This window comes from Streptomyces sp. a15 (genome assembly GCF_059026085.1).
The window spans coordinates 1-13,162 of record NZ_JBWLKM010000012.1 but is presented as its reverse complement, the minus strand read 5'-3'; the positions used below and the strand labels follow the sequence as shown (position 1 = coordinate 13,162).

At 70.5% G+C, this 13,162-nt stretch carries 13 protein-coding genes and 1 pseudogene; 9 read left to right on the top strand and 5 right to left on the bottom strand.

The window, feature by feature from the left end; genetic code table 11:
- Positions 1 to 21: 21 nt before the first annotated feature.
- Together AC5P09_RS15235 and AC5P09_RS15230 are read left to right on the top strand one after the other, a co-directional pair.
- Entirely contained in the window at positions 22 to 1,095 is a 1,074-nt protein-coding gene (locus AC5P09_RS15235) for a C40 family peptidase (protein ID WP_493874412.1), read from the top strand.
- A gap of 281 nt (positions 1,096 to 1,376) precedes the next feature.
- A complete protein-coding gene (locus AC5P09_RS15230) occupies positions 1,377 to 2,813 on the top strand; it encodes a PP2C family protein-serine/threonine phosphatase (protein WP_493874411.1) in 1,437 nt (478 codons plus the stop codon).
- Positions 2,814 to 2,845: 32 nt separating this feature from the next.
- On the opposite strand, the gene AC5P09_RS15225 is transcribed toward AC5P09_RS15230, so the two are convergent.
- The 3 genes from AC5P09_RS15225 to AC5P09_RS15215 form a co-directional block, all read right to left on the bottom strand.
- The gene (locus AC5P09_RS15225) at positions 2,846 to 3,181 is read right to left on the bottom strand and encodes a DUF2516 family protein (RefSeq protein ID WP_266448352.1); all 336 of its coding nucleotides are present in this window, start codon (positions 3,179 to 3,181) and stop codon (positions 2,846 to 2,848) included.
- 141 nt (positions 3,182 to 3,322) lie between these two features.
- A complete protein-coding gene (locus tag AC5P09_RS15220) occupies positions 3,323 to 3,982 on the bottom strand; it encodes a hypothetical protein (protein WP_493874410.1) in 660 nt (219 codons plus the stop codon).
- Between the two features lie 76 nt (positions 3,983 to 4,058).
- Entirely contained in the window at positions 4,059 to 4,619 is a 561-nt protein-coding gene (locus tag AC5P09_RS15215; protein WP_493874409.1) for a helix-turn-helix domain-containing protein, read from the bottom strand.
- 254 nt (positions 4,620 to 4,873) lie between these two features.
- Between AC5P09_RS15215 and AC5P09_RS15210 the strand changes: the two genes are divergently transcribed.
- From AC5P09_RS15210 to AC5P09_RS15190, 5 genes are read left to right on the top strand one after another with little or no spacing between them, the layout of a single operon-like run.
- Entirely contained in the window at positions 4,874 to 5,656 is a 783-nt protein-coding gene (locus tag AC5P09_RS15210; RefSeq protein ID WP_493874408.1) for a TnsA-like heteromeric transposase endonuclease subunit, read from the top strand.
- On the top strand, positions 5,622 to 6,701 hold the full coding sequence (locus tag AC5P09_RS15205) for a hypothetical protein (RefSeq protein WP_493874407.1): 1,080 nt from the start codon (positions 5,622 to 5,624) through the stop codon (positions 6,699 to 6,701). Before AC5P09_RS15210 ends, AC5P09_RS15205 begins: the two co-directional genes overlap by 35 nt.
- Positions 6,656 to 7,705, top strand: a complete 1,050-nt coding sequence (locus AC5P09_RS15200) for a Mu transposase C-terminal domain-containing protein (RefSeq protein WP_493874406.1) — start codon at positions 6,656 to 6,658, stop codon at positions 7,703 to 7,705. Before AC5P09_RS15205 ends, AC5P09_RS15200 begins: the two co-directional genes overlap by 46 nt.
- Positions 7,696 to 8,751, top strand: a complete 1,056-nt coding sequence (locus tag AC5P09_RS15195) for a TniB family NTP-binding protein (RefSeq protein WP_493874405.1) — start codon at positions 7,696 to 7,698, stop codon at positions 8,749 to 8,751. The genes AC5P09_RS15200 and AC5P09_RS15195 overlap by 10 nt, the downstream gene beginning before the upstream one ends.
- A gap of 3 nt (positions 8,752 to 8,754) precedes the next feature.
- Positions 8,755 to 9,687, top strand: a complete 933-nt coding sequence (locus AC5P09_RS15190; RefSeq protein ID WP_493874404.1) for a hypothetical protein — start codon at positions 8,755 to 8,757, stop codon at positions 9,685 to 9,687.
- 17 nt (positions 9,688 to 9,704) lie between these two features.
- Here AC5P09_RS15190 and AC5P09_RS15185 read toward each other — a convergent pair whose 3' ends face one another.
- Entirely contained in the window at positions 9,705 to 10,370 is a 666-nt protein-coding gene (locus AC5P09_RS15185; protein ID WP_493874403.1) for a maleylpyruvate isomerase family mycothiol-dependent enzyme, read from the bottom strand.
- A gap of 232 nt (positions 10,371 to 10,602) precedes the next feature.
- Positions 10,603 to 11,613, bottom strand: coding sequence for a helix-turn-helix domain-containing protein (locus tag AC5P09_RS15180; protein ID WP_493874556.1), 1,011 nt, complete (start codon positions 11,611 to 11,613; stop codon positions 10,603 to 10,605).
- 68 nt (positions 11,614 to 11,681) lie between these two features.
- On the opposite strand from AC5P09_RS15180, the gene AC5P09_RS15175 reads away from it, so the two are divergent.
- Both AC5P09_RS15175 and tnpA read left to right on the top strand, forming a co-directional pair.
- Positions 11,682 to 12,905, top strand: coding sequence for an MFS transporter (locus AC5P09_RS15175; protein ID WP_493874402.1), 1,224 nt, complete (start codon positions 11,682 to 11,684; stop codon positions 12,903 to 12,905).
- A 39-nt stretch (positions 12,906 to 12,944) separates the two neighbouring features.
- Positions 12,945 to 13,162 (top strand): annotated as a pseudogene (tnpA, locus tag AC5P09_RS15170) (IS200/IS605 family transposase); the annotation flags it as partial.

Genomic DNA, 13,162 nt, shown 5'->3' with positions numbered 1-13,162 from the left:
AATCAGTTTGGGGGCACTGGTATGGGGACGGGCAAGCGTGGCCTGATGGCGTCGGCCGTGACCGTGGTCTGCGCGGTCACGGTACTGGCGGCACCGGGTACGGCATTCGCGAACCCGACACCGACACCGAGTGGGAGCGCGTCCTCGACCGTCCTGTCCAACAAGGACCTTGAGGCCGTACGCGCACAGCTCGACAAGCTCTACCGCGAGGCGGCCGCCGCCACGGACGCGTACAACGCGGCTGAGGAGAAGGCGAAGACGCAGTCCGCGCAGATCGTCGAGCTGGCCAAGAAGATCGTCCAGGGCCAGGAGAGGCTGGACGAGCTGAAGGAGCGCGCCGGCGCCGCGGCCCGGGCCCAGTACCGCGGCGGCGGACTGCCGGACGAGGCCCACCTGATGCTCAGCGACAACCCGCAGGAGTTCCTCGACGGCGCGGGCCGGGTCCTCCAGGGCCAGCGCGCCACCAAGGGCCTGATCGCGGAAATGACCCAGACCCAGCAGGACTTGGAGCAGTACGCCAAGGACGCCTCCACCCAGTGGGAGAAGCTGGAGACGGGCCGCACGGCCAAGGCCGCCGCCAAGAAGAAGATCGAGAAGCGGATCGCGGCGGCCGAGGAGCTCGAGTCCCGGCTGGAGGAGGACGAGAAGAAGCGCCTCGCCGAACTGGAGAAGCAGGCCGCGCTCAAGGCGCAGACCGCCTGGCTCGACTCCGGCGTCCTCGACAAGACCGGCGGCAGCGCGACCGCACAGGGCAAGAAGGCGGTGGAGTACGCGACCGCCCAGATCGGCAAACCGTACGAATGGGGTGCCGAGGGCCCGAAGACGTACGACTGCTCCGGCCTGACCTCACAGGCCTGGGCGAGCGCCGGCAGCGCCATTCCGCGCACCTCGCAGCAGCAGTGGCAGCAGCTCACGCGGGTCGACGTCGGGGACATGCAGCCCGGCGACCTGATCATCTACTTCGACGACGCCAGTCATGTCGCGATGTACGTGGGCGACGGCGCGATCATCCACGCCCCTCGGCCGGGGCGGACGGTGACGCTCGCGGGGGCGGGGTCGATGCCGATACTCGGGGTGGTGCGGCCGAATGCGTGAGGGTGTGCGTGGGCCGTCCCAGCGGCCGGTGACGTACGCCACGTGACCTGGCCCACGCTCAACAGCCCGCCAAACGCACTCCGGACGTGACGTTCGTCATCCCCGGCCCGGGACCGGCCTGTCCAACTGCGGTACGGATCGCGGCATATGACAGCGGCGAGCGTCGACGCGGCGTGCCTCACACCATTCCGTTGCGGTGCCGACAACCGCTATGGTCCCCGTCGGTAGGTCGAGGTCCCTCGCCCTGCCGTGCCCTCGGGGGGAGGGAAGGAACCAAGACGATGCCCGCACCCATACCGCGGCAGAGAGCGATCCCGGCCGTGGAGAGTGGTCAGGCGCAGGCCGCGTCCCCAGGCGACGGCCCCTCCAAGGAAGAGGCCCCGCGCCAAACGGACCCGACCGGGAACACGACGGTCGGGAACCCGACGGTCGGGAACCCGACGGTCGGCAACCCGACGGCCGGCGACACCGGCCGCGCCGCCGCCACCCGGACGAACAGCGTGACCGGCGCCGCGACCGACTCGCTCGGCACCACGGGCGCCGCCGGCCCCACCCTCACCCTCCTGGTGATCGAGGACGACCCCGGCGGCTCCACCGTCGTGCCCGAGCTGCTGGACGCCGCAGGCAAGCCCATCCGCGTCCGCGCGGCCCGCAACCTCACCGAGGCCGAGCGGCTGCTCACCGACGACGTCCACTGCATCCTGCTCGACCTCGCGCTGACCGCGCCCGGCCGCTCCGAGGACGACGACGAGCTCGCCGTACTCAAGCACGTGCTGGAGCTCGCTCCCCGGCACGCCGTCCTGGCCCTCACCGCGTCCGGAGACGCCGAGCGCGGCGCCGAGGCGGTGCGCGTGGGCGCCCAGGACTATCTCTTCCGGGACGAGCTGGACAGCCGGCTGCTGAGCCGGGCGATCCGGTACGCGGTGGAGAGGAAACGCTCCGACACGGCCGAGCGTCGGCTCGCCGAGGGCCGGATGCGCGCGCAGGAGAACCGCCGCCTGGAACGCGGGCTGCTGCCCACGCCCCTCCTCGACGGCTCCTCGCTCCGCTTCGCCGCCCGCTACCGCCCCGGCCGCTCGCGCGCGCTGCTCGGCGGTGACTTCTACGACACCGTCCGCACTCCGGACGGCACCGTCCACGCCATGATCGGCGACGTCTGCGGCCACGGCCCGGACGAGGCGGCGCTCGGCGTGGAGCTGCGCATCGCCTGGCGCGCGCTGACGCTGGCGGGCCTGTGCGGCGACGAGCTGCTCGGCACGCTCCAGCAGGTCCTGGAGCACGAGCGCGCCGACGAGGAGATCTTCGCGACCCTGTGCACGGTCGACATAGCGCCGGACGGCCGCCGCGCGGGCCTGTGCCTCGCCGGCCATCCGTCGCCGCTGGTCGCCCGCCCGGGCCGGCCGGCCCAGCTGCTGCCGTACGACAACAACGGCCCCGCGCTCGGTCTGCTGCCGGGCGCCCGCTGGCCGCGTATGCAGGTGGAGCTGGGGGCCGAGTGGAGTCTGATGCTCTACACCGACGGCCTGATCGAGGGCCGCGTCGGCGACAGCGGCGAGCGGCTCGGCCAGGACGGCATGGTGCGGATGGTCCGCCGCCAGCTGTCCGAGGGCCTGCGCGGCGAGCAGCTGCTGCGGGCGGCGGTCAACGAGGTGCGCGACCTCAACGGGGGCGAGCTGACGGACGACGTGGCGGTCGTACTCCTGGACCGGGTGGCCTGACCACCGGGCCTCGGTACGAGGGCTTCGGCCGGTCAGCGTCCGCCGTTGTACGGCCCGTAGGGTCCGTCGCTGCTGGAGCCGCCCCGTCGGCTGCGGCCCCCGCCCGGGAGGCTGCGGAGCGCGGGCCGTACGTCGACCATGTACACGATGGTCGCGATGAGGCCGATGATCGGCAGGAACGACAGGATCGGGAAGAGCAGGTTCACCACGAAGGCGATGCCCAGGATGATCAGCCAGAACGGCTTGGTCTTCTTGTCGGCCGCCCGGTAGCCGTCCTCACGGCGCGTGGCGGCGTCGATCAGCGCGAAGCCGCTGAACACGATCAGGGCCATGCTCAACAGCCACATGAAGTCCGAGAACCCCTGCATCAGCACTACGTCCACCACCAGACTCGGCTCGTCCCTACCCGGTCACCGTACCCGTTCCCACAAGCCCGCTACCCGGTGAACGGGCCGGGCACTCCGAGAGTGCCCGGCCCGTTCGGGTACGCGGTTACTTCGCCGACGCGGTTACTTCGCGGGCGGCGTGGTCTTCTTGGCGGTGGTCTTGCGGGCGGCCGGGGCCTTCTTGGCCGCGGGCTTCTTCGCCGGCGCGGGCTCGGCCTTGGCCTCGGCGGGCTTCGGCTCCTCCTTGACCTCGACCGGCTGCGACACCGGCTCGGCCTTCGGCTCGACGGCGACCGCGAGTTCCTCGATCTCCTCGGCGGCCTCGCCGCGCCAGACCTTCACGGTCTGCTCGCCGCGCTCGGCGACCTTCTCGTAGGTCTCGCGGGCCTTGACGGCGTACTCGGCGGCGACACCGACGCTGCGCAGGGCCAAGTCCTGGGCGGTCTCGCCGAACTTCTTCAGGTCCGCGTCGATCGTGGTGCCGAGCTTCTTCAGGTCACCGTCGAGGGTGCCGATGAACTCGCCGACCTTGGCCTGGATGCTCTCCTGAGCCTCCTTGGCCTTGGCACTCGCCTCCTTGGCGCGCGCCTGGGCCTTCTCCTGGACGGCCTTCGGGTCGGTGTTGCGAACGGCCTCGATCCGCGCCGGCGCCTCGGCGCGCAGCTGCTCCACCAGGCCCGGCACCTTCTTGGCCTGCTCGAGGGCCAGGTCGGCGGTGCCGGCGGCGAAGTAGAGCGGAGTCGGGTCGCTGAGGGTCTTGCGCAGGTCGTCGGTGATGGCCATGGTGATGGTCCTCCCGGATTCTCTTTCGGCTGAGGGTTTGTGGTTCGCAGTCAGGCGGCCGGTGCCCTGGTCCGGCTCAACTGGCCGTCTGCTGCGGGTCGGCGTCATTGCCGCCGGTCGTGCGGGTACGGCGGGCGGCGGACTTGCGCCCACCTGCCGTGCGGGTCTCTCGTACGGCGCTCTCGCCGTCCTGGGCGTCCACGGCACCGTCGCTGCGAGCATCGGTGCCGACGACGACGTCGTCCGTCGCGTCCCCGTCGCCGGCTATGTCGCCGGCTATGTCGATCCCGAACCCGTTCTCCTTGCGGAAGGACTCGTAGATCTGGAGCAGCACCTGCTTCTGCCGCTCGTTCAGCGTGGGATCGGCGAGGATGGCCGCACTGGTCTCCACCTCGTCCCGGTCCCGCTCGGCGTCGAGGATGCCGGCCCGCACGTACAGCGTCTCGGCGGAGATCCGCAGCGCCTTGGCGACCTGCTGCAACACCTCCGCGCTCGGCTTGCGCAGCCCGCGCTCGATCTGGCTCAGATACGGATTGGACACCCCGGCGGCATCGGCGAGCTGCCTGAGCGACAGCTGCGCGGTGCGCCGCTGTTCGCGCAGGTACTCACCAAGATTGCCGACGTTGAGCGATGCCATGCCCCCACCTTGCCCCACTCCCGCTAACTATTGCAAGCACCCGCTTGCAAAAGTGTGTCACGCCACGGTGAGGGGGCCGGTACCGGCTGTCCTGTCTCTGTGATGTCCGGGCAGTCTCGAAGATCTCCGGGCATCTGTGTTGACGTCTCAGTCATCTCCGGGCATTTGGTGGGGTATCTCGGTCTTCTCCGGGTACGCCGTTCTGGCTGTGCCTACGGTCGTTGTGGCTGGTCGGCGTCGTACCGGAGGCCCGGGTGCATGCGTATGAGGTGGCGGCGGAGGGCGTCGAGCTGGAGTGCGTCAGCGCGTCCGGGGTCCGTGAGCGGGGGCCTCTTGGTCGTTTGTGGTCGGTCCCGTTCGAGTCGGTACGGCCCGAGCGCCGGTTTCCGGCTTTCCGGGGGCAGAGCAACTGGTGCGGCTGGTACTGGTCAGCGACATGTGGCGGGCATGTGGGCTACGAGTCGTGGCTGGAGCGCGACCGTCTGATGCTGCTCGACTTCGACCCGCTGGTGACGGGCATGTCCTCACAGCCGTTTCGGCTGTCCTGGGCAGGGCCGAACGGGAAGCGGGTACGGCATACGCCGGACTTTTTCGTCCGCCGCAGTGACGGCACGGCCCTGGTGGTGGACGTGCGCCCGGATGAACGGATCGAGCCGGGGGACGCGGTGAAGTTCGCGGTGACTGCGGCGGCATGCCGGTCGGTGGGCTGGGACTTCGCACGGGTCGGGGCGCCGGATGCGGTGCTGATGGCGAACGTGCGGTGGCTGGCCGGCTACCGGCATCCGCGGGTGCACCGCCCTGAGGTCGCCGGTGGTCTGGTGGAGGTGTTCGCTGACGGCGCTGGTCTGCTGGAGGGGGCTCGGCGGGTGGGTGATCAGATCGCCGTGCTGCCGGTGCTGTTCCATCTGCTCTGGCGCCGGGTTCTGACCACGGACTTGGAGACCGGGCTGCTGGCGTCGGACACGCAGGTCCGCCTTGGCCTGGTCCGGGAGGGAGGCTGGGATGCCGTCACGTCCGCGACTGCTGCGAGCGGGTGACCTGGTCCGCTTCGACGGCCGCCTGCACACGGTCGCCGCGTTGGAGGGGACCGCAGTCCGGCTGGTCGACGAGGGGCAGTCGGCGAGCGTGGTGATGCTGGCCCATCTGTTGTCCTCGGGCGGCTTCGAGGTGGTCACACCGGCCTCGGTGCGAATGGTGGTCCCACCGGCCGGAGCGCTGGAAGGGCTCCCGGCCAAGGCGGTTGAGCGGGCCGAGTGGTGGCAGCGGCACCTGGTGGAGATGCTTACCGGGCGGCCACTGGAAGATCCGCACGGGTCAGCGAAACCGGAGTACGACCCGGCGGTGTGGTCCCTGCGGCAGCGGGAGCTGGCGAAGGCTGCGGAGTTGGCGGCGGCGGGGACGGCGGTGTCGTTGACCGTGCTGCAGGACATGCGGGCCCGGTTCGAGCGGGAGGGGGTGCTGGGCCTGGTTGACCCGCGGCTGCGGGCCGCCTCGGACGGCACGGGCCGCACCGACCGGCGGGTGGTCGAGGCCTTGCGGAAGGTCGTGGATGAGCAGACCGGCCGGTCGACGGTCTCCGCGCAGGTGCTGCGGCGTCGGATGGAGCGCCTCTTGGAGTCCGAGCACGGGCCCGGGGTGGTGCCGTTGCCGTCGCGGGCGACGTTCTACCGGCTGCTGAAGGCGGTCAGCTCCGGGCGGCACACGCTGGGTTCGGCCCGCACCCGCCGTTCGCTGGCCAAGCAGCCGGACGGCATGTTCGGCCAGCTGACCGCGGCCCGCCCAGGCGAGGTGATGGAGATCGACTCGACTCCGCTGGATGTGCTGGTCGTTCACGACGACGGCACGGTGGACAGCGTCGAGCTGACCGGCATCGTCGACATCGCGACCCGCACGCTGGCCGCGGCGGTGCTGCGGCCGTCGACGAAGGCGGTGGACGCCGCGCTGCTGCTGGCGCGGGCGATGACGCCGGAGCCGATGCGGCCGGGTGGGCGGACGCCCTGCGGATGTCCCGGTCGGTGCTGCCGCACGCCTCGCTCATGGCGCTGGACGAGCGGCTGGCCCAGGCGGCGGCCGTCCCCGTGATCACACCGGAGACGATCGTCTGCGACCGGGGCAAGGCATACATCTCCGACACGTTCCGCTCGGCCTGCCAGTCACTGGGGATCTCCTTCCAGCCTGCTCACCCCGACACCCCGACCGACAAGCCGCATGTCGAGCGGACCCTGGAATCGGTGGCGTCTATGTTCGTCCAGCACCTTCCCGGTCATAAAGGCCGCAGCACCGAGCACCGGGGCTCCGATCCAGCCGCGGAGGCGGTCTGGACGATCCACCGTCTCCAGGAACTGCTGCAGGAGTGGATCGTCCACTGGCAGAACCGGCCCCACGAGGGGCTCCGCGATCCGCTGATGCCTGGCAAGGCGCTGACCCCGAACGAGAAGTACGCCGCATTAATTGCGGCAGCCGGACACGTCCCGGTCGCGCTCAGTCCGCAGGAGTACATCGAACTGCTGCCCCGCTGCCGGCGGACGATCAACTCCTACGGCATCCGGCTGGGCCACCGCACCTACGACAGCGCGGAGTTGACCCTTTTCCGCCGCCAGCCGTCCGGCGCCGGACCGGACGGGCGGAGCTGGGAAGTCCACTTCGACCCCTACGACATCTCCCGTCTCTGGGTACGCAATCACCGCGAGGGCGGCTGGATCACCGCCACCTGGCGGCACCTCCGCACCCCTCCGACGCCCATGGGCGAATTGGCCTGGGACCACGCCCGTCGCATCCTGGCCCAGCGCGGCACCGATCCGGTGACCGAGGACGAGATCGCCCGGGCCGCCGTCACCCTGCTGGACCGGGCCGCCGACGGCCCGGAGGACAAACCCGTGAAACCGTCCCGCACATCGCGCCGCAGCCGCCGGGACCGCAAGGTCGCCGCCCGGACCCGGGCCACCGCCGAACCTTCCTGGCCCCGGCCCGATGAGCCGTCGGAACAGCTCTCTGTCGAACCGGTGGAGACGGACGAGGGCGAACTCGCCGAGGTGGTCCCGCTGGAGATCTTCGACGCACGCAAGGAGGCCGAACGGTGGTGGTGAACACGCCGAAACCACAAGAAGAGGACGCGCCGGAGCCCGGCGAGGACCGAACAGACCCGTCGACACGGCTGGAAGGCTGGCGCCGCTTCGTCGGGGAGGACCCGGCGGTCTTCGAGCTGCTGCCCGAGCAGCAGTGGCGGTCGTTGAGCCCGCCGATGCGGGGTTCCTACGACGAGGCCCGCATCGCCTACCACTCCGAGCTTCAGGTCGTGCGCACGTCCACGGTCAAGGAGATCGCCCACCAGGGACGGCTGTTGACTCTGCTCAACCAGCGCGAGCACGGCGCCCGTCGCGGAATGATCGTCTCCGGGGAGTGGACCACGGGGAAGACCACGGCGCTCAAGCAGCTCGGCCGCCTCCACGAACTACGCATCCGGCAGCGTTATCCGGGAAGCGACCGCATCCCGGTCGTCTACATCACCGCCCCGCCCAAAGGCTCCCCGCGCAAACTCGCCATGGAGTTCGCCCGGTTCCTCGGCCTGCCCGTGATCAACCCTCGGCACAACACCATCGACGTCACCAGCGCCGTCTGCCAAGTACTCATCGAGGCCCGCACCGACCTGGTCCTGGTCGACGAGATCCACCTGCTCAATCACGCTACCACCGCAGGGGAAGACCTCTCCGACCACCTGAAGTACTTCACCGAGCATCTGCCCGCAACTTTCATCTATGCCGGGATCAACGTCGAGCAGTCCGGGCTGTTCACCGGCATCCGCGGAAGACAGCTAGCCGGCCGCTGCCTCCTGGTCCGCACCGGCCCCTTCCCCCTCAACGCGGAGTGGCGGTCCCTCATCGCCTCCATGGAGGGCACCCTGCGCCTGCACCGGCACGAGACCGGCACCCTGGTGACGATGTCGAAATACCTGCACCAGCGCACGGGCGGCATGATCGGCAGCCTTTCCCACCTGATCCGTGCGGCAGCGATTTCCGCGATTCTCGACCAAACCGAGCGCATCAGCCGGGCCACGGTCAAGAACATCCGCATCGATCACAGCAGCGAGTCCTCCGCCCCCGGCCGCACCGCCTCCCTGCCCGTCACCGGGTGAGACGTGTTCCGCCCGGCGCTCATCCGTCCGCTTCCCATCACCCTGCCGCCGTTCCCAGGAGAGTGCGAATCGTCCTACTGGAACCGGCTGGCTCTGGCCAATCGTGTCCCGCTGACCCGTCTGCGGTCCCCCTCGCAGTGGCTGCAATCCCGTCTCACCAGCCTTGATGTCCTCTGCATCCTCAGCGGCCAGTCCCGCCAGGTCCTGGCGAAAGCCATCCCCGATCTCCGGGCCGACGACATCTCGCTCACTACGAAAGCCCACGCCCCGGCACCTGGCCACGTTCTCCGCTGGGCCTGCCGCCGCTGCGTCGCCGCGCGGACCGGCTCGAGGCTCCCTGCCCAGGTCTGGGCCTCCGTCCACGACAACGTCTGCATCCGCCACAGACTCTGGATCGGCAAGAACGTCATCGCGCCGGAACGACAGCTCGACGTGTCCGCAGGTCCCGACATCGTTCGCGCCCAGAATCGCTACTGGCGCCTCCGACGACGCCACGGCTCCGCCGTCACCGACATCTGCGAGGACGCCACCGCCCGTCTCTGGCGCGGCCTGGCCCAGCGCCACTACCGGCTTTCCCGCCGGGCCGAGCTCCTCAACCTGGCCCGCACCATGTCGACAACGGACCCGGACCGGGCAGCACCCTGGCTACTCGCCGCCGGCTATCCCGAACGCGTCGCGCTGATCGGCCTGTTCGCCTCTGCCCCATGGAGACAGCTGGCCACCAGCGACGACCTCCTCGCCTTCGCTGACGCCATGGCCGAATTCGACCGGCGCTTCCCCACCGAGACGCCACTTCGCGGCACCAGCCGCACATGGCTCGGCAAGACCATCGCCTCCTCAGCCACCCACATCGAAGCACTCCTAGCCGACCGGAAGACATCTGGACGGGCATCGCAGCCGCGGCGAACGAACCAGGAAATCGCCATCCGCCACTGACCTGAATGGCAGCGATGTCACACTGCCCCGCAGCGACTGCGAAGGAGTCCCGCACCGTCGCCTTCGAGTTCGTTGCAGTACGTCGCGCGTCCGGTCATGGCCATCACCAAGGCCAAGGTGGGGCCGGACACGACCGGCCCCGAACCGGTCGTGAAAGGGCCGTCATCCGCAACGAGTTTCAGCCCGTTGATGCGTCCCTTGGCAACGACCACGAGGTCCGAGCCCTGGTAGTACTCGGCCACCCGAGTGACAACCTCGATCGGGTAGTCGCGGCGGATGCCCAGCGGACGCCGGATGTCTTCTCCGTGCACGATCGTCTCGCCCAGCATGGCTATGCCAGGCAAGGGAGGTTTGGTAGTGCTCGGGATGATGCGCCGGAATCGCTCAAGGGTCTCGGCCGGAGTCGTGCCCAACTGCTCGGCCAGCCGCATGGCCACCTGCTTGTCGAAGTCGAACCGGCAACGGATCACCCCCGCCATCCAGCGCACGGCGTTGAGGCTCGCCCCCGCGGTGAGGTGCGCGACCACCTCACGCACCGTCAAACCAGTGCAGAGCGAGGGCGTTTCCCACTGCTCGTCAGTCATCTCTGCGAGATCGACCGCCAACGCGGATCGCTCAGCGCGGATCAAGGGCCAGGCCTCGGTTTTGCGGCCGCGGGCCGCTGTCACTGCCGGATCAGTCATACGGGAGAGTCTCCTGCCACGAGTCGTGATTCCAACGTCGCTCCCGGGCCGGTTTGGGCGTCTGACACGGGCATTCGTAAGGGAGACTGATCCTCCGAAGCAAAGTCATCGCCCGTGAGCGACTTTTCTCCGTGCGGCCCACCGCTGAGGCATATGACTCGCCCCAAGGCGCCCGGACTCAGATGAGACAGACGGGGAACAAACCGTCTCAATGATCTCCGAGCACCGCAGGTCATCGACTCGTGCTACCCGGACTTATCTGAGACAGGACACCGGCGGCCCCCGACGCCTCCACGAGCACCTCCCCGGCCGCCGTCCGCACGTACAGCACCGACCGCCCGGCCCGCCGCCGCTCCACCAGCCCCGCGTCCAGCAGTACCCGCAGATGCCGCCCCACCGACCCCAGCCCCTGCCCGGTGACGGCGACCAGCTGGGTCGTGCTCAGGGGAGTCCCGAGCAGCGCCAGCAGTCCGGCCCGCGCGGTCCCGATGAGCGCCCCGAGCCCGGCCGGGACGGGCCGCCGGTCGTGGTCCTCGGCGAGCACCCCGAGACACGGGTAGACCACGGCGTAGCGCTCCTGTCCCTCCCACGAGACCCAGCCGGCCCCCGTCGTCACCGGCATGAACAGCAGCTGGGCCCCGGCGGCGACCTCCCGCGGGGGATACGCGTGCGGGTTGACCTGGAACCGGCTCTCCCCGAGCCAACGCGTCCACGGCCGCAGCTCGTCCAGCAGGGCCGCCCAGCCGCCCTGGCTCACCCGCGCAGCTCGCGCGACCACGTCGGCCTCCAGGATGCGCCGCCGACGCTCCCAGTACGGCCGTACGGTCTCCTCCCAGACGTACGTCAGGAGCGCGGTCGCCCGCTCGGGCAGGTCGTCCCGCTCCAGGGCGGCGGGGAGCGGGCCCCGGAGGGACACGCGGAGGTTGGCCCGCGCCTCCCCCGCCCCGGCCGCCCGCACCCGGGCCACGGTCTCCTCGAAGCTCTCCCCGACGCACGAGGTGGGGCAGAAGAAATCGGCGATCCAGGAGGTGCCGATGGCCGCCCGCACGAGCAGGGCGGCCACCGGGTCGGCCGCGAGGCGCGCACGGTAGCCGGGCAGGTGCGCGCGCAGCCAGGCCTCCTCGCCCGGATGGGCACCGGTCCCCGCGTGCAGCAGCTTCAGGCTCGCGAAGGTCTCGGCGAACGGCGAGAGCACGAACCGGCTGCGGGCGAGGGTGTCGGTGTCGATCTGCCATAAGCCCATGCGGATGACCTTTCGCATCTCGGCGAAACAGTAAACACGGCCTCCGGGCTGCCCCGAGACTCCGACGCATGCGCAGCTACCGCTCCCTGTTCCGCACCCCGGAGTTCACCCCGTACCTGCTCTCCTTCGGCACGTTCGCCGCGGGCCAGACGATCGGCGGCCTGGCCCTCGCCACGCTGGTCTTCAGGGCCACCGGCTCCCCGTTCCTGTCGGCGGTGAGCATGGTCGGCCCCCAGCTGGCGCAGTTGCTGGGGGGCGCGTTCCTGCTCTCGGGCGCCGACCGCCTGCGCCCGCGCGCGATCCTCACCGGCCTCGCCCTCGCCTTCGCGGCCGGCACGGCGGTGCTGGCGCTGCCCGGCCTGCCGATCTGGGCGGTCTTCGCCGTCGTACTCCTGCAGGGCCTGGTCGCGTCGCTGGGCGGAGGAGTGCGCGGGGGACTGCTCAACGAGATCCTGTCCAAGGACGGCTATGTCCTGGGCCGTTCGGTGTCCAACATGCTCTGGGGCCTGACGCAGATGGCCGGTTTCGCGACGGGCGGCGCACTGCTGACGCTCCTGTCCCCACGGACCTGCCTGCTCCTCGCGGCGGCGCTGTACCTGCTGTCGGCCCTCGTCACCCGCCTCGGCCTCACGGCCCGCCCGCCGCGCTCCTCGGGCCGCCCGTCCGTCTCGGCGACCTGGCGCACCAACTCCCTCCTGTGGTCCTCACGCCCCCGCCGCCTGACGTACCTGGGCCTGTGGGTCCCCAACGGCCTGATCGTCGGCGGCGATTCGCTCTACGTCTCCTACGCCCCCGAAGCCGCCGGCATGCTGTACGCGTTCGGGGCGCTGGGCATGTTCGTGGGCGACATGGCGGTGGGCCGCCTGGTACCGCCCGCGGTGCGCCCCCGTCTCGCTACCCCGCTGCGCCTGCTGCTGGCGGTTCCCTACCTGTTCTTCGTCCTACGGCCGGGAGTGGCGCTGTCGGCCGTGGCCGTCACCGTTGCCTCCGTCGGCTTCGCCGCGAGCCTGGTCCTGCAGGAACGCCTGATGTCCCTCACCCCCGACGACCTCGCGGGCCAGGCCCTCGGCCTGCACGCCACCGGCATGGCCGCCCTGCAGGGCGTCGGCACCGCCCTCGCGGGCGCGCTGGCCCAACTGACCTCCCCGGCCACGGCGATGACGCTCATGGCGGCCGGATCGGTCACCGTGACCCTGACCCTCGCGGCGCTGGGCAGGCACGAGGAACGACAGCCGGCCGTCCCCGATGCGCGGCCGGGCGGCGTCCCGTCGGAACCCGCCGCCACGGACTAGACCGCATGGAGCACGGGCCGGCGCCTCCTCCTATCAGGCCTCTGCACCGACTTCGAGGCCGAGCTGAAACAGTTCAACGGCGAACAGGACCACGTGCACCTGCTCGTGCACTACCCGCCCAAAGTCCAGCTCTCCAAGCTGGTCAACTCCCTCAAGGGCGTCAGCTCCCGCAGGCTCCGGCAGGAGTACGACAGCCACGTCCGCCGGTACCTGTGGGGCGGACACTTCTGGTCCGGCTCCTACTTCGCCGGATCGTG

What these genes read in the sequence shown, in the direction of transcription:
- AC5P09_RS15235 (WP_493874412.1), top strand. Translation starts at nt 22, where the DNA reads ATGGGGACGGGCAAGCGTGGCCTGATGGCGTCGGCCGTGACCGTGGTC.
- AC5P09_RS15230 (WP_493874411.1), top strand. Translation starts at nt 1,377, where the DNA reads ATGCCCGCACCCATACCGCGGCAGAGAGCGATCCCGGCCGTGGAGAGT.
- AC5P09_RS15185 (WP_493874403.1), bottom strand. Translation starts at nt 10,370, where the DNA reads ATGACTGATCCGGCAGTGACAGCGGCCCGCGGCCGCAAAACCGAGGCC.
- AC5P09_RS15215 (WP_493874409.1), bottom strand. Translation starts at nt 4,619, where the DNA reads ATGGCATCGCTCAACGTCGGCAATCTTGGTGAGTACCTGCGCGAACAG.
- AC5P09_RS15225 (WP_266448352.1), bottom strand. Translation starts at nt 3,181, where the DNA reads ATGCAGGGGTTCTCGGACTTCATGTGGCTGTTGAGCATGGCCCTGATC.
- AC5P09_RS15180 (WP_493874556.1), bottom strand. Translation starts at nt 11,613, where the DNA reads ATGGGCTTATGGCAGATCGACACCGACACCCTCGCCCGCAGCCGGTTC.
- AC5P09_RS15175 (WP_493874402.1), top strand. Translation starts at nt 11,682, where the DNA reads ATGCGCAGCTACCGCTCCCTGTTCCGCACCCCGGAGTTCACCCCGTAC.
- AC5P09_RS15220 (WP_493874410.1), bottom strand. Translation starts at nt 3,982, where the DNA reads ATGGCCATCACCGACGACCTGCGCAAGACCCTCAGCGACCCGACTCCG.
- AC5P09_RS15200 (WP_493874406.1), top strand. Translation starts at nt 6,656, where the DNA reads ATGGCGCTGGACGAGCGGCTGGCCCAGGCGGCGGCCGTCCCCGTGATC.
- AC5P09_RS15205 (WP_493874407.1), top strand. Translation starts at nt 5,622, where the DNA reads ATGCCGTCACGTCCGCGACTGCTGCGAGCGGGTGACCTGGTCCGCTTC.